Source organism: Pseudomonas sp. S36 (assembly GCF_016647875.1).
Classification (GTDB): domain Bacteria; phylum Pseudomonadota; class Gammaproteobacteria; order Pseudomonadales; family Pseudomonadaceae; genus Aquipseudomonas; species Aquipseudomonas parafulva.
On record NZ_JACVVG010000014.1, the window covers coordinates 49,671 to 68,837 of the forward strand.

17 protein-coding genes and 1 pseudogene are annotated in these 19,167 nt (G+C 61.9%); 6 read left to right on the plus strand and 12 right to left on the minus strand.

Features of this window, described 5'->3' with window-relative positions; genetic code table 11:
• The first annotated feature begins 10 nt into the window (after positions 1-10).
• A complete protein-coding gene (locus IAE36_RS10385; protein ID WP_201212231.1) occupies positions 11-967 on the plus strand; it encodes an arsenic resistance protein in 957 nt (318 codons plus the stop codon).
• Positions 968-972: 5 nt separating this feature from the next.
• On the opposite strand, the gene IAE36_RS10390 is transcribed toward IAE36_RS10385, so the two are convergent.
• Positions 973-2,946: a BCCT family transporter gene (locus IAE36_RS10390; protein WP_201212233.1), complete on the minus strand. Its 1,974-nt coding sequence runs from the start codon at positions 2,944-2,946 to the stop codon at positions 973-975.
• A gap of 164 nt (positions 2,947-3,110) precedes the next feature.
• Entirely contained in the window at positions 3,111-3,995 is an 885-nt protein-coding gene (locus IAE36_RS10395; protein WP_201212325.1) for a homocysteine S-methyltransferase family protein, read from the minus strand.
• A 118-nt stretch (positions 3,996-4,113) separates the two neighbouring features.
• Between IAE36_RS10395 and IAE36_RS10400 the strand changes: the two genes are divergently transcribed.
• Together IAE36_RS10400 and IAE36_RS10405 are read left to right on the plus strand one after the other, a co-directional pair.
• A complete protein-coding gene (locus IAE36_RS10400) occupies positions 4,114-4,935 on the plus strand; it encodes an ABC transporter substrate-binding protein (protein ID WP_060482400.1) in 822 nt (273 codons plus the stop codon).
• Complete coding sequence (locus IAE36_RS10405) at positions 4,932-5,741, plus strand: amino acid ABC transporter permease (protein WP_201212235.1); 810 nt, start codon at positions 4,932-4,934, stop codon at positions 5,739-5,741. Before IAE36_RS10400 ends, IAE36_RS10405 begins: the two co-directional genes overlap by 4 nt.
• A gap of 72 nt (positions 5,742-5,813) precedes the next feature.
• Here IAE36_RS10405 and IAE36_RS24045 read toward each other — a convergent pair whose 3' ends face one another.
• From IAE36_RS24045 to IAE36_RS10415, 3 genes and pseudogenes are all read right to left on the minus strand, one after another.
• Positions 5,814-6,389 carry a methyl-accepting chemotaxis protein gene (locus tag IAE36_RS24045; protein ID WP_442967448.1) on the minus strand — a complete coding sequence of 192 codons (576 nt, stop codon included), beginning with the start codon at positions 6,387-6,389 and terminating at the stop codon, positions 5,814-5,816.
• Positions 6,366-7,325, minus strand: a pseudogene (locus IAE36_RS24050) (PAS domain-containing protein); the annotation flags it as partial. The pseudogene IAE36_RS24050 and the gene IAE36_RS24045, both read right to left, overlap by 24 nt.
• Positions 7,219-8,994: a putative bifunctional diguanylate cyclase/phosphodiesterase gene (locus IAE36_RS10415; protein WP_201212239.1), complete on the minus strand. Its 1,776-nt coding sequence runs from the start codon at positions 8,992-8,994 to the stop codon at positions 7,219-7,221. The pseudogene IAE36_RS24050 and the gene IAE36_RS10415, both read right to left, overlap by 107 nt.
• A gap of 213 nt (positions 8,995-9,207) precedes the next feature.
• Here IAE36_RS10415 and IAE36_RS10420 point away from each other — a divergent pair, with 213 nt between their 5' ends.
• Positions 9,208-11,136, plus strand: a complete 1,929-nt coding sequence (locus IAE36_RS10420) for an ATP-binding protein (protein WP_201212241.1) — start codon at positions 9,208-9,210, stop codon at positions 11,134-11,136.
• Between the two features lie 43 nt (positions 11,137-11,179).
• Here IAE36_RS10420 and IAE36_RS10425 read toward each other — a convergent pair whose 3' ends face one another.
• The 6 genes from IAE36_RS10425 to IAE36_RS10450 all read right to left on the minus strand — a co-directional run bounded on the left by IAE36_RS10425 (position 11,180) and on the right by IAE36_RS10450 (position 16,891).
• Positions 11,180-13,684, minus strand: coding sequence for a TonB-dependent siderophore receptor (locus IAE36_RS10425; RefSeq protein WP_201212243.1), 2,505 nt, complete (start codon positions 13,682-13,684; stop codon positions 11,180-11,182).
• A gap of 94 nt (positions 13,685-13,778) precedes the next feature.
• A complete protein-coding gene (locus IAE36_RS10430) occupies positions 13,779-14,747 on the minus strand; it encodes a FecR domain-containing protein (RefSeq protein WP_201212245.1) in 969 nt (322 codons plus the stop codon).
• The gene (locus tag IAE36_RS10435) at positions 14,744-15,247 is read right to left on the minus strand and encodes a sigma-70 family RNA polymerase sigma factor (RefSeq protein ID WP_201212247.1); all 504 of its coding nucleotides are present in this window, start codon (positions 15,245-15,247) and stop codon (positions 14,744-14,746) included. Before IAE36_RS10435 ends, IAE36_RS10430 begins: the two co-directional genes overlap by 4 nt.
• A 75-nt stretch (positions 15,248-15,322) precedes the next feature.
• Positions 15,323-15,853: a glyoxalase superfamily protein gene (locus IAE36_RS10440; protein ID WP_201212249.1), complete on the minus strand. Its 531-nt coding sequence runs from the start codon at positions 15,851-15,853 to the stop codon at positions 15,323-15,325.
• 180 nt (positions 15,854-16,033) lie between these two features.
• A complete protein-coding gene (locus IAE36_RS10445; RefSeq protein WP_201212251.1) occupies positions 16,034-16,558 on the minus strand; it encodes an AAA family ATPase in 525 nt (174 codons plus the stop codon).
• Positions 16,559-16,660: 102 nt separating this feature from the next.
• Positions 16,661-16,891 (minus strand): hypothetical protein, encoded by a 231-nt coding sequence (locus tag IAE36_RS10450; RefSeq protein WP_201212253.1) that lies wholly within the window; start codon positions 16,889-16,891, stop codon positions 16,661-16,663.
• 510 nt (positions 16,892-17,401) lie between these two features.
• On the opposite strand from IAE36_RS10450, the gene vapB reads away from it, so the two are divergent.
• Both vapB and vapC read left to right on the plus strand, forming a co-directional pair.
• The gene (gene vapB, locus IAE36_RS10455) at positions 17,402-17,632 is read left to right on the plus strand and encodes a type II toxin-antitoxin system VapB family antitoxin (RefSeq protein ID WP_201212255.1); all 231 of its coding nucleotides are present in this window, start codon (positions 17,402-17,404) and stop codon (positions 17,630-17,632) included.
• Positions 17,632-18,042, plus strand: a complete 411-nt coding sequence (vapC, locus tag IAE36_RS10460; RefSeq protein ID WP_201212257.1) for a type II toxin-antitoxin system tRNA(fMet)-specific endonuclease VapC — start codon at positions 17,632-17,634, stop codon at positions 18,040-18,042. The genes vapB and vapC overlap by 1 nt, the downstream gene beginning before the upstream one ends.
• Positions 18,043-18,081: 39 nt before the next feature.
• On the opposite strand, the gene IAE36_RS10465 is transcribed toward vapC, so the two are convergent.
• The gene (locus IAE36_RS10465; protein WP_201212259.1) at positions 18,082-19,122 is read right to left on the minus strand and encodes a DMT family transporter; all 1,041 of its coding nucleotides are present in this window, start codon (positions 19,120-19,122) and stop codon (positions 18,082-18,084) included.
• Positions 19,123-19,167 lie beyond the last annotated feature (45 nt).

A 19,167-nucleotide genomic window follows, 5' to 3' on the forward strand; every position in this document is an offset into this window, starting at 1 on the left:
ACAGGCAACCGTGACCAGAGACCAACTCGAAACCCACCAGACCCCGATCTACTTCGCCGCCGTGCTGGCGGCCATTGTGTTTGGCTTGCTGTCCAGCACCGCCGCGCGCCATCTGGATGCACTGGCCACGCCCGCCATTGCCGTACTGATGTACGCCATGTTCCTGCAGATTCCGTTTCTGAGCCTGCGCGAGGGCCTGAGCAACCACCGCTTCATGGCTGCCTTGCTGCTGGCCAATTTCATCCTGGTGCCGTTGTTGGTCGCGGCCATTACCCGTGGCCTGGTGCACCACCCAGCACTGCTGGTGGGCGCATTGCTGGTACTGCTCACGCCCTGTATCGACTACGTGGTGGTGTTCACCCACCTGGGCAAGGGCGATGCACGGTTGACCCTGGCGGCCACGCCCGTACTGCTGTTGCTGCAACTGGTGCTGCTGCCGGTTTACCTGGCGGTATTGCTGGGGGACAGCGCACAGATAGACCTGGCGATCAGGCCGTTTCTGCAGGCATTTCTGTTAGTGATCGTGATGCCGCTGGGGCTGGCGGTGCTGACCAGCGCGAGCGTCAAACGGTCCAGTGCGGTGGCTGCCTGGAACCATGCCTGGGCCTGGATGCCAGTGCCGGCAATGGCGCTGGTGCTGTTCGTGGTGATCGCACCGCAGATCAGCGTGGTGCTGAGGGACTTGGGCCAGTTGCTACCCGTGGTACCGGTATACCTGGCCTTCGCAGTGCTGGCACCGCTGATCGGCTGGGCAACTGCACGGCTGATGCGGCTGCCGGTACCCCAGCAACGCTCGGTGATGTTCAGTGCATCCACCCGTAATTCACTGGTGGTGCTGCCATTGGCACTGGCCTTGCCAGAGCAGTTACGCACCCTGGCAGCGGCGGCCGTGATTACGCAAACACTGGTGGAGCTGGTGTGCGAGCTGATCTACGTGCGGGCGATCCCGAGGCTCTCCCGCACGTAACGGGCTCAGCTGACCACGTGCAGGTAGTGCAGGTGGCGCTCGTACTGGTCCAGGATGTCGCCTATCACATCTTCACGGCTCCAGCCCATGACGTCGTAGTCCTGGCCACCTTCACGCAGGTACACCTCGGCGCGGAAGTACTTGCGCGCATCGTTGTTGTCGTCCGACTCGCGGATGACAAAACTGGGGGTATTGAACGCGCGGGGGCGAACTTCATATTTGAAGCGGCCTTCACCCGCATGGGACAACTCCAGGGTGACACGGCCGTCGTCGCGTTCATCTACCGTGACGTCGTAACCCTGCTTGCGCAGTTCCTGGGCCACTTCCTCACAGGCGGGTTTCACCACATCGTTGATGAAGCGGGTCACGTGAGCCCGGCGCGGCATCATGGCAATGTTGCGCAGGCGCCGCTGCCAGCCGCCGTGGTTCTGCCGGTGCTGGCGCTGGCCTGGCAGGGCCTGGGTGCGCAGGCCGCGCCGGGTGGCATCCAGGCCAAGCGCCTTGAACAGCCCCCAGATTGCCACCAGCAGAATGACCGCAAACGGCAAGGCGCTGGCGATGGTGGCCGCCTGCAACGCTTTGAGGCCGTTGGCCAGCAACAGGGCGATTGCCACGGCGCCCATGGTGACCGACCAGAACACCCGCTGCCACAGCGGCGAATGGCCTTTGCCCGACGAGGCAAGCATGTCGACCACCAGTGCCCCGGAGTCGGCAGAGGTCACGAAGAACACCACCACCATCAGCACCGCCAGCATCGACACGGCCGTTGACCACGGGAAGTGCTCAAGGAATGCGAAGAGCGCCAGCGAACTGTCCTGGTCGACGACCGTGGCCAGGTCCTTGATGCCGCCGTGCAGGATCATGTGAATGGCGGTATCGCCGAACACGGTCATCCACAGCAGGGTGAAGCCGGCCGGTACGAACAACACGCCGCAGACGAACTCGCGAATGGTGCGGCCGCGGGAAATACGCGCGATGAACAGCCCGACGAAGGGCGACCAGGACAGCCACCAGCCCCAGTACAGCAAGGTCCAGCCACCGATCCAGTCGGTGGGCTCGTAGGCGAACAGGTTGAAGGTTTTATTGACGATATCGGACAGGTACGCGCCCGTGTTCTGTACGTAGGCCTGCAGCAGGAACACGGTCGGGCCCACAATCAGCACGAACAGCATCAGGATCACCGCCAGGCCCAGGTTGAGCTCGGAGAGGATACGGATGCCTTTATCCAGCCCACTGGCCACCGACAGGGTGGCAAGCGTACAGGTGACGGCAATCAGGATGACCTGGATAGTGGTGCTGATGGGCAAGCCGAACAGCTGGTGCAGGCCGCTGTTGATCTGCAGCACGCCGTAGCCCAGCGAAGTGGCGACACCGAACACCGTGCCCAGAATGGCAAAAATATCCACCGCATGCCCAATGGGGCCGTAGATACGCTCGCCAATCAACGGGTACAGCGCCGAACGCAGGGTCAGCGGCAGCCCGTTGCGGAAGCTGAAGTAGGCCAGGATCAGCGCCACGATGGCGTAGATGGCCCAGGCATGCAGGCCCCAGTGGAAGAACGTGATGTTCATCGCTTCGCGCGCTGCCGCGATGGTGTTGGGCTCACCCACCGGCGGGTTGATGAAGTGCATCACCGGCTCTGCAACGCCGAAGAACATCAGGCCGATGCCCATGCCTGCGGAGAACAGCATGGCGAACCAGCTTTTGTTGGGGTAATCCGGCTCGCTGTGGTCCGGGCCCAGCTTGATGTCGCCGTAACGGCTGACCGCCAGGAACACCACGCTGATGAGTACCAGCGCCACGGTGAGGATGTAGAACCAGCTGGCGTTGGTGATGATCCATTGCTGGACGTGTTCGAACACCTGCTGGGCGTGTTCCTGGAAAACAGTGGCATACAGCACCAGCAACAATACGAGTATGGCACTGGTGAAGAAGACGGGCGGGTTGATGGTGCTCCTGCGTTTTTGCTCTGCAGTCATAGGCAGTATTACTCCTGGCGTTCAGCGCTGCGCATCGTGAATGGGTGGTCAGGACACGACCACCCTCGGCGCGTGATGAATGAGAGATGCTGAAACCTTACCGTCAGTTCCGGCATTTCCCAAACTTAACCGCTGTGTTTTACCGCCAGGCATTCGCCAGCAGGTCAGCCCAGGTCGCGTTTGAGCGCGGCAATGTGCTCCGGGCCGATGCCGCAGCAGCCACCTACCATGCTGGCACCCCGCTCGCGCCAGTCGGTGGCCCAGGCCAGGTAGCCCGGTGGGTCGAGGTCTTCACGCAGTTCATCCAGGCCGTCGTTGGCCGTGGCCTCCTTGGGCTGCGGCGGGAAGGCGTTGGCGTACGCCCCTATTGCCACCTCGGCCCCGTGCTGCTCGATCACCTGGCGGGCCACATCGATTGCAGCGCCAATCACTTCGGGCTGGCTGCAGTTGAACAGCACCGCAGCAGCACCGAGGGCAAACACGGCCTCGATGGCATCGGCTACCGGTTCACCGGAGCGCAGGCGTGGCACGGCGTCCACGTCTTCGTCCTGCAAGGTGAACGACACCCAGAACGGGCGGCCGTCTTCAGGCAGGTGCTGATGAATGGCCCGCACTTCGGCAATGGCGCTTTGGGTTTCTGCCAGCCACAGGTCCACATGGGGTGACAGGCCTTGCAGCAGTGGCAGCAGCACCTCGGCCACGCGCGCTGGCTGGAACAGGTCGGGGCGGTAGGAGCCGAACAGCGGTGGCAAGGAGCCTGCCACCTTCACCGGGTGCGCACCGCTGTCGGCGGCGTGACGGGCCAGTTGCCCGGCAATATTGGCGAGCTGTCGCCCCTCTTCAGCGAAGCGCGCTTCGCCAATATGGAAAGGCACCACCGCGTAGCTGTTACTGGTGATCACCTGGGCACCTGCAGCAATGAACGCCGCATGCACACCCACCACGGCCTCCGGCGCTTCGCTCAGGGCCAGTGCCGACCACTCGGGCTGGCGGAACGGCGCCCCGCTGCGTTGCAGCTCACGGCCCATGCCACCGTCAAGAATCACCATCGCTCGCTGTTTCATATAACTACTCTAAAGGTGCTTATGAATAAAATTCATTATGTTGACCACATATATAACTATTAAATACCCAATCCCTTTTTTGGCCAACTTTTCAGGTATGAACATGCGATTTTCTGCATTGCTCGGCGCGGGCCTCGTGCTGCTTGCCACCGCCTCCCAGGCTTTTGCCGGTGCCACGCTGGAGCGAGTCGAATCGCGCAAAGAACTGGTCAATGTGCTGATGGAGAGCTACCCGCCGTTTTCCTTCCTGAACGACCAGAACCAGCTGGATGGCTTCGACGTGGATGTGGCCAAGGCCGTGGCCGCCAAGCTGGGCGTGAAACTGCGCCTCGAAACCCCGTCCTGGGACGTGATCGCCGCAGGGCGCTGGAGCGGCCGCTACGACATCTGTATCTGCTCCATGACCCCGAGCAAGGCCCGCGCCGAGGTGTTCGACTTCCCGGTTGAATACTACGCATCGCCTGCGGTGATCGTGGTCAACGCCAAGGACGATCGCATTCATGGCGCCAAGGACCTGGACGGGCGCAAGGTAGGCCTGACCAGCGCCTCCAGCTACGAAAGCTACCTGAACAAGAACCTGGTGATTGAAGGTGACGAGGGGCGCAAGATCGAATACCCGTTCGACTTCGTGCAGATCGCGCCCTACGACACCGACAACGTCGCCTTCCAGGACCTGGGGCTGGGCGCCGGCGTGCGCCTGGACGCCATCCTCACCAACCTGGTAACCGCACAACCGCGCCTGAACCAGGACAAGCGCTTCAAGCTGGCCGGTGCACCGCTTTATGAAGAGCCGAACGCCGTAGCCATCGAAAAAGGCGACGCCGAGTGGGATGCCAAGGTACGCCAGGTATTCGCCGAGCTGAAAGCGGATGGCACCCTGAGCAAGCTGTCGCAGAAATGGATCGGCGCCGATATCAGCAAATGAGTACCTTCCCTTCCGCCCCCAAACCCACGGGCCCCCGTCTGCTGGGCTTCAAAACCCGGTTGCTGCTGACCTGGCTGGTGATGTTCGCGCTGTTTATCGGGTTCTTTCTCAGCTTTGACCTGAAGTTCTCGATCATTGTGGAGAAGTTTCCCAACCTGGCGGGCTTCACGCTTGGGCCAAACGGGTTTCTGCAAGGGGCGGCACTGACGCTGTTCCTGTGCCTGTGCTCGATGGTGGTGTCGGTGCTGCTGGGCTTCGCTGCGGCCCTGGCCAGGCTGTCGGGCAGCGCGGTGCTGGTGGGCGTGGCCAGCTTCTATACGTCGTTCTTCCGCGGTACGCCGCTGCTGATCCAGATCCTGCTCATCTACCTGGGCCTGCCCCAGGTGGGGCTGGTGCCAGGCGCCATCAGTGCCGGCATCATCGCCTTGTCTCTGAACTACGGCGCCTACCTCAGCGAAATCTTCCGCGCCGGCATTCTGGGCGTGGCCCGGGGCCAGCGTGAGGCCGCACTGGCCCTGGGCATGCGCCCGCCGCAAATCTTCAGCAGCATCGTGCTGCCCCAAGCCATGCGCGTGATCATCCCGCCCACGGCCAACCAGTTCATCTCGATGCTGAAGGATTCGTCGCTGATCTCGGTGATGGGGGTATGGGAAGTCATGTTCCTTGCCCAGTCCTACGGCCGCTCCAGCTACCGCTACCTGGAAATGCTGACCACGGCGGCGGTGATCTACTGGGTGCTGTCGATAGTGTTGGAACTGGTGCAGGCGCGGTTGGAGGGGCATTACGGGAAGGCGTATCAGCGTTGAGCCAGGCAGCCATCGCCACGCAGGTGTTCCGACGCGTGGCGATGGCCAGGCAGGTGTTGGAAAAACAGCGCCTTAACGCCCCACGTCCGCCACCAACTTCGAAGAAAACTGCCCCACCGCCGTCACCACCTGCTGCGCCCCGGACTGGATCTCGCTGATCACGCTTCCAGCCTGCTGGGCCAGGCTCAGGCCAATTTCTGCCTGTTTTCGGCTCTCCCCCATGCTGACCACCGCCTCTTCCACCAAGGCGTTGTTCTTCTGCACCACTTCGACGATTTCCTGGGTGGCGGCGCTGGTGCGGCCAGCCAGCTTGCGTACTTCGTCCGCTACCACCGCGAACCCACGGCCCTGGTCGCCGGCACGTGCCGCTTCGATCGCGGCGTTAAGCGCCAGCAGGTTGGTTTGCTGGGCAATGCCACCGATGGTGGAAACGATGGATGTGATCAGGTGCGACTGGTGCCCCAGCGCCTCGACGCCCGTGGACACACTGGTGACCTGGGTGACGATGCGGTTCATGGTGTCGACCGTATCGCGCACAGCCTCGGCGCCACGCTGGGCGGAGCTGTCGGTTTGCCGGGAAATCTCGTAGGCAACGTCTGCCGCCGAGTTGACCTGCTGCTCGTGTTCCACCTGCTCGGTGATATCCACGGCAAACTTCACGATCTTGTAAAGCTGCCCACGGGTATCGCGCACCGGGTTGTACGATGCCTCCAGCCACAGCTCACGCCCGTGCTTGTCGAGCCGCTTGAACCGCTCGGCAACGAAGCGGCCGTCATTAAGGCTGGCCCACAACTGCTGATACTCCGCAGACCTGGTGTAGACCGGGTCGCAGAACAGGCTGTGGTGCTTGCCGACGATTTCCGCCAGGGTGTAATGCACGGTGTTGAGGAAGTTCTCGTTGGCCGTAAGGATGGTGCCGTCGAGCTTGAATTCGATCACCGCCGTCGAGCGGGACAGCGCCTTGATCAGCTCTTCATTCTCGCGCGCCTGGTCGATGCCAGCCGTGACGTCAATGGCGTAGGCAGACATGTGCGTGACTTCACCTGTGGGCGACTTCACAGGGCACCAGGCTGCACGCATCCACACCATGCGGCCATCGGCGGCAAAGTAACGGTAGGCGTCGCTTACACCGGTACCTTTGGCAATAGCCGCCTGGAAGTTCTTGTAACACGGCAGCTCCTTGACGTAGCTGGGCGCCAGCGTACCCAGAGAACTGCCTACCAGCCGCGAGGCGTCGATGCCGATGAACTGTGCGAAGCGTTCATTGACTGCGGTGATCTGCATGCCCCGGTCCACGGTGATTTCAAGCATCTCGTCGGACCTGCTCTGTTCTGCAGCGCGCAGCCTGGCCAGTTCCTGCCTGAGCGCCTCGACCTCTTCCTTAAGCCGTTGGTTGAACATGGAACACCTCGCATTGTTGGGCAGCAACTCGCGGGCCTGCACAGCCCCGGTAATGGTAGGACACTGGAAACAAGCCTCAGGTTTGCCGCCCCTGCTGTAGCCACGCGGCAAGGTCCGCTGCCGGCATGGGCCTGGCGTAATAATAGCCCTGCCCCTGATCGCAGCCCCACCCACGCAACACATGGTGATGCAGGTCGGTCTCTACGCCTTCGGCAACCACGGTCAGGCGCAGGTCTCGCAACAGGCTGACCAGGCCACGTACGATGTGCCAGTCATTGCCGCCCGGTTGCAGCTCCACCAGCAGGGAGCGGTCGAGCTTTACGCTGGTGGCGGGGATTTTGCGCAGGTAGATCCAGTTGCTGTAACCGCTGCCGAAGTCATCGATGCCGATCGCGACGCCCAGGGCGCGAAAACGCTGAAGCTGCTCATGCACCGTGTCGAAGTCGGTGACCAACGCGCTTTCGGTGAACTCCAGCTCGACCTGCGCAGGGCTGACGTCATATTCAGCCAGCGCCTTGTTCAGGTCGTCATACAATTGCCCGTCACCGAGGTCGAGCGCCGAGATGTTGAGCGACACCTGCAGGGTGATCTGGTGGGCCCGCCAGTCAGCGATCTGTTGGCACACCTGCCTGATGACCCAGCGCGTGATGCCGCGGATGGACGCCGTGGTTTCTGCCAGCGGAATGAACTCTGCCGGGCTGATCTGGCCCAGGGTTGGGTGCACCCAGCGCAACAGCGCCTCCACCGCCACGCAGCGGTTGCTGTTGAGGTCCATGCGCGGCTGGTACACCAGGCTGAGCTGGTCTGGCGCGGCAAGTGCCGCTTCCAGGGCGTTGAGAATGGCGGTGTTGCGCCGCAGGCTGGCATCCACCACCGGGTCGTAGGCAAGCCAGCGCTGGTCGGCCTTGCGCGCGGCGTCCGTCATGCTCGCCATCAACCGCAGAATGTCCAGCGACGGGTCGACATCCACGCCCAGTGCAAGCACGCTGATGCCCACGTCCGGCACAACGGGCACGTTACCGCTGTGTAGCGGACCGCTCAGGGAACGCACCAGTTCACCCAGCCGGGCGGCCAACACGGACGCGTCACAGGCACCCACCACGGTCATGAAGCCCAGGGTGCTGGGCCGGTACAGGCGGCAACCCTCCGGTAGCGCCGCCATCAGTACCTCTTTCACCGCCAGCATGAAATTGGTGAAGAACTCGATACCCAGTGCCTTGAACAGGCTGTCCATGCCGGCAGCCGATATCGGCTCGATGAAGATAGCCACCTGGCCCGTCAGCGCCGCAGCATCCTTGAAGTCGGCTTCGAAACGGCGGCGGTTGGGCAGGCCGGTCATGGGGTCGTAGAAGTTCTGCTGGTGGATCGACTGCAGCCGCTCGACCACAACCCTGGCGGCGTTGCTGAGCAGGTTGCGGTCCCGCTCGGACAACGCCGGCCGAGTCTCATGGTCGATGATGCAAAGGCCACCCAGGCTCACCCCGGGGCGAATCACCAAGGGGGCACCCGCGTAATAACGAATATGCGGGCTGGCCTTTACCAGCGGGTTATCCACAGTGCGGGCGTCCTGCAAGGTGTCGCAGATTTCCAGCACCGACTCCTGCCAAAGCCCGTGAGCACAGATCGACACTTCCCGGGGGGTACGGTCATCCGCCAGGCCGATCTTGGCCTTGAACACCTGATAGTCGCGGTCTACCACGCTGACCAGTACGGTGGGCACGTCGAAGTAGGCACACAGCATGTTGACTATGCTGTTGAGTACCGGGTCGGAGCCGCTCGCCAGCTCGGAAGTCAGGCGGTCCACTTCAACCAGGCGCAAGCGCTCGTCTTGCAGGATCGTTAAATTGTCCATGAAAACTCCGGTTGAAGTACCTTTGAATCGTAGCCTATAAGGCACAATGCCAGCTTATCTGGCATTTATTGTTAAGGACAATGAAAGCCCGAGAGGGCTGCGGCCAAAAAAATCTATTGGACGGTGCCTGTTATCTCGCCTATGAGTCCCTGAGGCTCTGCTGTTGTGTTGCAGGTTCGTACTGATGAATTCCAGACTATTCCGGAGTGATTCTTGACCTGGTTGAAACGTGTAATCGTCGCCCTTTTGCAGCGCCTGGAACGGGTGCAACTGAGTGTTGCCAGCCGTTACCTCGGCGCCGTGCTGGTAGTGGCCTTGTGTTGCGCCGCCCGTGCGCAGATGTCGCCTGCCGCACTCCCCTACCTGTTCTTCATACCCGGCCTGATGCTGATCGGCTTCTGGTTCGGCGCCGGGCCTTCGGTACTGGGTTGCACCCTGGCGGTGCTGGCTGCGCAGTACTTTTTCATCGGCCCACTGGGGTTCGCCGCAGACTGGACAGCCTGGGCCAACAGCCTGAGTTTTGGCCTGGTGACGCTGGGCATGGCGACGATCTGCTCGCTGCTGCGCAGCAACCTCAACGCCGTGGACCATTTGAACAGAACCCTGGAAGACGAAGTGGAACGCCGTACCGATGAACGGGACAGTATCTGGAACGTATCCCCGGACCTGATCTGCACCCTGTCCGACAGCGGCCAGCTACTGGCCATGAACCCGACGTGGCAGCTGGCGACAGGCTGGAGCGAGGAGCAGCTCAAAGCCGGCGCATTCTACAGTTTTATCTCGCCAGCGCAGCTGGCAGATGCATTGCGCGAACTCAACGGCAAGCCCATCGCCGAACTGGACACGCAAAGCGTGCGCAGCAACGGCCAGCCTTTGCTGCTGAACTGGCGCATCACCAGCCTTGCCGGCCTGTATTGCGCCGTAGCCCGGGACGTTACCCAGTACCGCGAGCGCCAGCAGGCCTTCGAGCGGGTGAGTTCGCAACTGCAGCAAAGCCAGAAGATGGAGTCGCTGGGGCAACTGACCGGTGGCCTGGCCCATGACTTCAACAACCTGCTGACCGTGATCAGCGGCAGCCACGACATGATCGAGCAGCGCCTGGCCCAAGGCCGCCACGGCGAGCTGGACCGCTACCTCGCGCTGGCCAGAACAGCCACGCGCAAGGCCAGCACCCTTACCCACCGGCTGCTGGCGTTCGCCCGCAGGCAGCCGCTGGCCAGCGCGACCGTGGATGCGGTGTTGTTGATCGAGGACATGAAAGACCTGCTGTCCAGAACCCTTACACCGCGCATCGAATTCCAGTTCGAGCCCTCGCAGGGTTCGGCGCTGTGCTACTGCGATGCGCATCAGCTGGAGAACGCCCTGCTGAACCTGTGCATCAATGCCCGCGACGCCATGCCACAGGGGGGCCGCCTGCAGGTGCAGGTGAGCAAGGTGGCGATCGGGGCGGGCCATGCCGAGCTGGCAGCCGGCGAATACGTGGAAATCTGTGTGACCGACACGGGCATGGGCATGCCGGCCAGCGTGGCGGAGCGAGCGTTCGAGCCGTTCTTTACCACCAAGCCGCTAGGCTCGGGTACCGGGCTGGGGCTGTCGATGGTCAAGGACTTCGCCCGCCAGGCGTCGGGCACGGCCCTGATTGACTCGGTGATGGGCGAAGGGACGTCCGTCAGCTTGCTGCTGCCAATTTACCGTGACCCCGCACCTGCCGCTGTTGCGGCGCCTGTAGACGAATCAGCAGGTGAGCCCGCCAGCCAGCGTGGGTGTGCCATGGTGATCGAGGATGAGGCAGCGATCCGTGAACTGGTTGCCGAGTCCCTGAAAGAGCTCGGCTTCGAGGTGATCGAGGTGACCGCCCCTGCTGAGGCCTTGCAGCACATCGACCAGCGCCCAGACCTGCAGCTGGTGGTGACCGACCTGGTGCTGCCTGGCAGCCTGGCCGGTGACCGCATTGCCGAAGGCGCCAGGGCACGGGTGCCGGGGTTGCGGGTGCTGTTCATTTCCGGGTTGATCGACGGTGCCGCCGAACTGGCAGAGCGCCAGGACCGCACCCGTCTACTGCCCAAGCCGTTCACCCTGCAGCAGTTCAAGGCCTGTGTGGAAGGCATGTTTACCGAGGCGAACACCACAACCCAACCGTGATCGCAGGGCGACTGTACGGCGCCCGCACCCGGTCACCGACAAATCAGAACGTACCCCGCAAGGTGAGGGCAAAGTTACGCGGCGCGCCATACCAGTTGCCGTAGGAACTGGAATCAACCGTCTGGTAGTACTTCTTGTCGAAGATATTGTTGGCGTTCACCGCTGCCGTCCAGTGCTTGTCGATGCGGTATTCGACCAGGCTATTCCACACCGCGTAGCCAGGCTGAATGTAGTTGTAGTCATCCACCGCATCGCTCAGTGACCCGTCTGCCAGCCGACGCTGCACCGAGCCACTCACATAGTTGGCACTCTGGATGGTCGCGCCGAGGCCGACCTTGAAGCGCTCAAGGTCCCCGCGCAACTGGTAGGTGGTGAAGAACTTGAACAGGTGCTTGGGCGTTTGGGTGCTGATCGGCTTGTTCTGGTTGGCCGCGTTGGCGGCGTTGGTCTGGCGGTTGATGTTGAAGGTGTAGCCAGCGCTCACCATCCACCCCGGCATCACTTCACCGCTGATTTCAGTGTCGATACCTTTGCTGACCACCTCGCCGGAGGCACTGTAGCAACAGTTGTTCTGGTTACCCGCAGGGCCCGAACCGTAGAAGTCGGCGATCGCCTCGTTGTTGCGCTTGATGTAATAAAGCGCGGACGAAATGTTCAGCCTGCCATCCAGCAACTCGCCCTTGGTACCGAACTCGTAAGTGTTGCCCGTGATGGCTTTGAGCGGGGTGAATGCGCTGTCGATGTACTCGGTTTGCGGTTTGTAGATTTCCGCATAGCTGGTGTACAGCGACCAGTCGTTACCCAGGTCGTACACCAGGCCGCCGTAGGGGGTGATGATGCCGCTTTCTTTGCCGCCGCGGGTGGTGTCGGCGTCTACCGAGGGCACCAGCACCTGGTTGAAGCCGTTATAGTCGGTATAGCGGGCGCCAACGATCAGTTTGAGCGGGTCTGCGAGCTGGGCCTTGAGGGTGGTGTACACACCGGTTTTACGCGCTACCCACGACGGGGTGTCGTAATACAACGGCGGCTTGGCACCCTTGGGCATGCTGGTGAGGTCTGCGTACGGGTCTACGGCAGGCGCCGAGGCGAAGTCGCTGTGGTCAGTGTAGGTGCGCCGGCTTTGGGTGTAGTCGCTGCCCACGATCCATTCATGCGTGCGGCCAAAGGCTTCGAAGGTGCCATCGAAGTTGACGTCCACCAGGTCCTGGTTGTTGGAGAAGTCACGCACGAAGCGCTGGAACGTGCCGCCCTTGGCCACCGTGGGGTCGATCGGGCCTTCCAGCTGGCCCAGGTCTGCGTGGCTGTCGAACTTGGTCTTGGTGTAACTGGTGTTGAACTTCCAGCTGTCGTTCAGCTGATGTTGCAGTTTGAAAAAGCCTTCGGTCTTTTTGAAGTTACCTGAGGACCAATCGGCGCTCGTGGACCTACTGCGGCTGATGTGCAGAGGGTCACCGGTCACATAACGCGGCAGGCCTTCATCCCAGTAGCCGTCGATGTCGCGCCACTCGTAGGTGCCGCCAACCGTTACCAGGGTGTCGGGGGTTACGTCGGCTTCCAGGGTTGCAAACACCACGTGCTTTTCGCTGTGGTAGTTGTCGTAGAAGGCCTTCTTGTCATCGTAGGCCATGGCCACACGGCCGCGCAGCTTGCCGTCGAAGCCCAGCGGGCCGGTGACATCGACTTCCTGGCGGTAACTGTCCCAGCTGCCAGCGGAGGTCTGCACCACCACCTGGTTGTGCGCCAGGGCACGCTTGCGCACCAGGTTGATGGTGCCGCCCGGGTCGCCGGTACCGCCATACAGGCCATCGGACCCACGCAGCACTTCGACGTGGTCGTAGGGCAGCATGTCCGGCAGGCTTTCGTAGTTTTGCTGGCGCAGGCCCGCGGCGCCGCCATCGGTTTGCACGTTGGTGAGCGCGAAGCCACGGGAGAAGATGCCGGTATTGGCGTCGTTACCGCCCGTGAGCGTAACGCCGGTGATCTGGTCCAGCGTGTCACGCAGGGTATCCAGGTGCTGGTCCTTGATACGCTGCTGGGTCATGACGGTGACCGACTGCGGGATTTCCCGCAGGGCCTGCTCGCCCTTGCCACCTACCTGAGCCAAGCCCGTGGTGTAGGCGCCGCTGTTCTCGGTCATTACGCCAAGGGGTTCCAGGCCCACCACATTGGTCGGCGACAGTGCGATGCCGCCATCGGCAGTACGGCCAGACACCGGCGCCAGTTGATAGCCACCGGTGCTCAACGGCTGGGCCTGCAAGCCCGTGTCGCGCAGCAACTGGTGCAAGGCCTGGTCGACGCTGTAATGGCCGCTCAACCCCTGGCTGCGCTTGCCGGCCAGGTCAGCCGGGTCGAAAACGATATTAAGGCCGGTTGCCCGGCTCAGCTGGGTCAGCGCTGCATCCATGGAGCCTGCAGAAATAGACAGCGCGTAAGCAGCGCCAGCCTGCGCAGGTTCGGCCGCCTGGGCGCAAGGCAGCGCAACGAGGCCAAGCCCCAGGCAGACGACAGCCTGGCGAACAGCCAGGCGCAGAGAGAGGTGGTGGGTCACGATAAATCCCGAGGCAGATGAAGGGGTATGATCTGTATGCCGGGCCAGATCCGATTTCCCCTCACGCCCCACGGGAGTTTTTTATCGGCTGGCTTCAAGCGCTCAACCGCACCCAATAGCGTGTGAGTGAGTGCAGGCGCAGCCCGTGGGCATTGGCCAGAAACGCCAGCGTGGCGTCGATATTCCGCACGTTGAAATTGCCGCTGATCGGGCGCTGGGCAATACCCGGTTCACAGCCCAGGTAGCCTGCGCGATAGCGGCTGAGTTCGGCCAGTACGTCGGCCAACGGCATGCCCCGTGCCACCAGCAGGTCATCTGTCCAGCTCACCGCCTGCGCAGCCATGCCAGCTTGGCGCTGGACACCGTTGCGGCTGAGGTCCCACACCTCGCCAACCTGGGCGACAGCACCCTCACCCGCTTGCGGCTGCATGCGTACCGCCCCTTCGGTCACCCCCAGGCGGCAGGCGTGGTCGTAAAGGCGCACCGTGAAGCGGGTACCCAACGCCTCGAACTGGCCCATCGACGTCAGTACGCGCAAGGGCCGGTGGCGTGAGGCGACCGGGTCCTTGCCGCTGACGAGGTACAGTTCGCCGCGCAGCAGCTCGACCACACGGGCGTCGCCATCGAAGCGCACCCGCACGGCGCTGTCGGTGTTCAGTTCCAGCAGGCTGCCATCGGCCAAGGTCCAGTGACCGTGCTCGCCCACCTGGGTGGTGTAGTCCGCCAGCAGGCGTTGCCACGGTTTGGTCGACTGGGTGGCCCAGGCGGTCACCCCCACAGCGCCCAGCAGCGAGAGCAGCTTGAGCATCTGGCGCCGCTGTAATCGGGCTTCCGGCAGTTTCTGCAAGGTCAGGCGAGTAAGGCTGGCTGGCACGGCTTCGAAGTGGCCGCCCAGGCTCTGCATGCGCGCCCATGCCTGGCGGTGGGTTTCTGCAGCGGCCAACCAGTGCTGGAACGCCTGGCGGGTGCTGGCGTCGGGCTGGCTGTAGGTGATACGCACCGACCAGTCGATCGCCTGGTCCACCACTGCCGGCGGCAATGACGTGAGGGCAGGCTCGGTCACTGGTCCGCCTCGAACTGCACCCGGTAACAGTGGCGCAGCGCCTTGGCGATATCCCGTTCAACGGTTGCCAGCGAAACGCCGAGCCGCTCGGCGATCAGCGGGCATTTCATGCCATCGAGCTTGGCCAGCAGAAACGCGGTGCGCACCCGCCCTGGCAGGTCGTCCAGCAACCGGTCAATCGCCACCAGTGCCTCGATGGCCAGCAACCCGACCTCGGGGGGCGGCACCTGGTCTTCGGGCAGATGGGCCAGGGTTTCCAGCCAGGCCCGCTCGATATCCCGATGCCGCCACAGGTCGATCACCAGGCCGCGGGCGATGGTGCGCAAGTAAGGGCGCGGCTCATGCACTGTGTACATCTGACGCCGCTGCATCACCCGCACGAACGTGTCCTGAGCGAGGTCTGCGGCATCTTCGGCATTTTTCAGCCGCTGCCGAAGCCAGCTTTGCAACCAGCCATGGTGGCTGACATAGATGTCTTCGAGCGAGGAAGCACCAGGCATGTCGAGTCTTCCGTTAAGAGCATGAATGATAATATGTCGTATTATCACCCGCCCTCTACAAAAGAAACCAGTGCCCTACCCCTGGCAAAACCGAATACGGTTGCCAAACGGGTCGTAAACCTCCAGCACCTTGCCCCACCCTTGCTCGACAATATCCGGCCGCCCATACCCATACCGCTTGGCGGCCAACTCATCGCGCAGGCGTTCGATGTTCACCATGGGTACAAACAGCGTGCTCCCCGGGCTGGCATCCCCATGGTGCTCGGACAGATGCACTTTCAGCCCGTCGCGCTGAATACCCATATACAACGGCAGGTCCGCTTCAAAGCGGTGTTCGAACTCGACTGTGAAACCGAGGAACTCCAGGTAAAACTCCCGGGCTTTCGCTTCATCGAACATACGCAGAATGGGGATGGCTGTTTCGAACCGGATTGCTGAAGGGTCGGGTGCCGGGGGGAGCATTGCCGAAGCGGTGTTCCAGTCCTTGTAACCCAACTGTTGCGCCACAATTTCCAGCGCCGCGGAATGGGGCAGGTTCTGGTCCCGGGTTGCCAGGGATGCACGCAGTGCCTTGGCCATGCGCTTGGCGGTATCAATAGTCGACATCTTGCCTCCTGAAGCCGAAGCAGACCGGTGCTCGCCTTGCCAAACCTCGGCTGAAGAGAGGATGTGCAGGAATGAGGTGTTGAAATGCTTTCACCTTTCCGGGACGGAGCGAGCGGCAGGCAGCATTGGCCTGGGGGCGATAGTACAGGGTGTGAGGGTGGGCCGGAAGGCGGGGCGGTGTTAAGTGAGCACTGGCCCTACTGACGCCAGAAACTCTGTGGTTTCCCGGTTGGAACGCAAGCGCACCACCCGGCAACCCGCAGGTGCGGTGGCCGCCAACTGTTCCATCTTGGCACGCGCAGTGTTTCTCGATGACCAGATGTACTTGAAGAACTCGGGAAGGTTGCCGAGTAATTCCGGGCAATTCTCCGGCAGGTCTGGGCGCGTGTGGCCCCGGTTCGACAAGGTTCTGAAAACCACGCGCCAGCACCTGAGCGCGAGGGAGCGGTCGACCCAGATGAGAACGTCGGCACGTGCCAGGCGGGTATCCCAGGTTTGCGAGTGACCGCCTTCGAAGATCCATCGCTCACCGGCTTCTACTTCATGGCACAGGCGGGTTTTCTCGTCCCGGCTGCGTTCTACCCAGCCAGGTTGCCAATGGATGGTATCGATGTGGATAACCGGCAGGCCCGTGCGCTCGCCCAGTTGGCGGGCCAATGTGCTTTTGCCGGCGCCGGGTTGGCCGACGATCATGACCCTTTGCACGTGAACTCCTTTTCTAATGGGGGGTGTTGATGTCGGTGCGGGAACGGCAACTTCGATAAGGGTTGATCATTGGCCTCAAGACCAATGATCAACCCTTCGTCACTACGCTTCGCCAGCAGATGATCCCATCGAGCTCATGAGCTTGCCGCAGTGTTCGCTGGCGCTCTGGCTGATGATACGGACTGCCTGGTGAATCCCGGCCGTGTTGCGAAAGCTCAACTGCGGGTTGTGCTCACACTCCAGCATTTCGTCGTGTTGCACCAAGGCTTCGCCCAACAGCTCGAGGGTCCAGGCGTAGCTCTGGATGATGGTGAGGCGTTCTTGGTCAGTCATGGCAAACCTCCGACAATTCGATTGAGAAGCGTGATCGATCGTAGGACAACTTAGCCGTGTGCGACGGGCTGTAGCGGAGGTGACCGGATACGGGGATTTTCAGCGGGTTTGCGGTAGTCATGCATGAGTTCCTTTCGTGATGGAACTGCCACCGCTCGCGGCCAAGCAAGTTGAGGTGGCAGCAGTACGCGGGTTGGCCGACCGGGACGAAAGGAGCCCGGCACACCCGAAGGTGTCCCGCGCACCACCGCCATAACGCAACATCGCTGGCACAAAAAAAGCGCCTGCGATGAAGACTGAGCGCTGATGCGCCTTTCGATTCCGACCGGCCAAGGTCGCATCGCCGATGCTTCGGCGACTGCAAGACTTTATTACCCTATGGCTGTCTAGGCAAGTTTCCAGATGTCGGAGAGGACGCACCTTGCCGTAGGAAAACAGAGTTTGCCGTTGACACCCGCGCTGAACGCACTAGCATGGGATATACAGACAACATATCCCAGGAGATAGACCATGGAGCAAGGTGCCGTTTTTCAAAGCAATCGCAGCCAAGCGGTGCGGCTGCCTAAAGCAGTTGCGCTTCCTGACGATGTGAAGCGCGTCGATGTGGTGGTGGTGGGCCGAGCCCGAATCCTCACCCCGGCGGGTGAATCATGGGACAGCTGGTTTGACGGCAGTGATGTGAGTTCCGACTTCATGGCAGACCGTGAACAGCCAGTAGATCAGGAGCGAGAGGCGTTCTGATGCTCAAGTTCATGCTGGATACAAATATCTGTATTTTCACAATCAAGAACAGGCCCCAAGAGGTTCGGGAAGCCTTCAAACTGCACCACGGCCAGATGTGCATTAGCACGGTGACCCTGATGGAGTTGATCTACGGAGCGGAAAAATCCTCCAATCCGGAGCGTACATTGGCGGACGTGGAAGGCTTTGCCGCTCGCTTGGAAGTCCTTAAGTACGATCACGATGCCGCAGCTCACACAGGCCAATTGCGCGCTGAATTGGCGAGAATTGGCAAGCAGATAGGCCCGTATGACCAGATGATCGCGGGGCACGCCCGCTCTCAAGGTCTGATTGTCGTTACCAATAACCGGCGAGAGTTTGATCGCGTTCCAGGTTTGAGAGTCGAGGATTGGGTCCACAGCGTTGAGTAACTGTCGATCCACGAGTTCAAAACTAGACTCATCGCCCCATCAATGCTGATGCCGATGATGAATATCCGGAAAGTGCGCATGGCTGTGGCGCATCGGCAGGTGCTCATGCCGATGGCTGTGAGGCTCCGCCCCATCCCATTCGAAGTCATGGTCGTGCTGATGGTGTTCATCATGTACATGCCGGTGATCATGTAGCTGGCGCAGGTGCTGGTGTTCGTGGGCATGGCTTTCGGTCAGGTGTATCCAGACGCCAAGCGCCATCAGCGCAGCAGCTACCCAGAACAACCCGGTCACCGCCTCGCCCATGAACAGAATCGAGATGGCAGCCCCAAGGAACGGCGCAATCGAGAAGTACGCCCCCGTACGTGCAGTCCCAAGTCCTCTCAACGCCAGCACGAAGAGCACCAGGCTGAAACCATAACCCAAAAAGCCCACGATCAGGATCGGCCCAAGCCGCGCCAGTTCTGGTAGATGCGCGCCAAGCGCAATGGCCAGCACTGTGTTCACCACACCCGCTACCACGCCTTTGGTGCCCGCAATGAACAACGCGTCGGACGCCGAGATCTTGCGCGTCAGGTTGTTATCCACAGCCCAGCACATGCACGCGATCGCCACTGCAAATGGCCCCAACCAGCCCTGGACGCCAGTGGGGCCCTGCGGCCAGGCCAGCAACACGCCCCCCGCGACAATGGCCACCATGCCAGCGACAATCCGGCGGTCGGCGTTTTCCTTGAACACGATCCAGGCCAGTACCGCCGTCAGCACGGCCTCAAGGTTGAGCAGCAGCGACGCGGTAGTCCCTGAGGTGAGGGCCAAGCCAAACATCAATGCGACCGGCCCCAGCACTCCACCAAAGGCGATTGCGCCCAAAAACCATGGCCACTCTGCTGCTGCCAGGCCGGTAGGCGTCCAGCCACGGTCGCGAACTAGCCGGGTGATGGTCAGCCCTGCGCCGCTACCCAGGTAGAGCAAGCCGGCCAGCAGGACCGGAGACATGCCCAGCCCCAGGAACTTGGCCAGTGGGGTACTCGCACCGAACAGTAATGCGGCGCCCAGCGCGTAGACGATGCTGTTGGTCATGGTACGGTCCGTAGTGCAGTTGGCTTGGTATGAACGATACCCCTC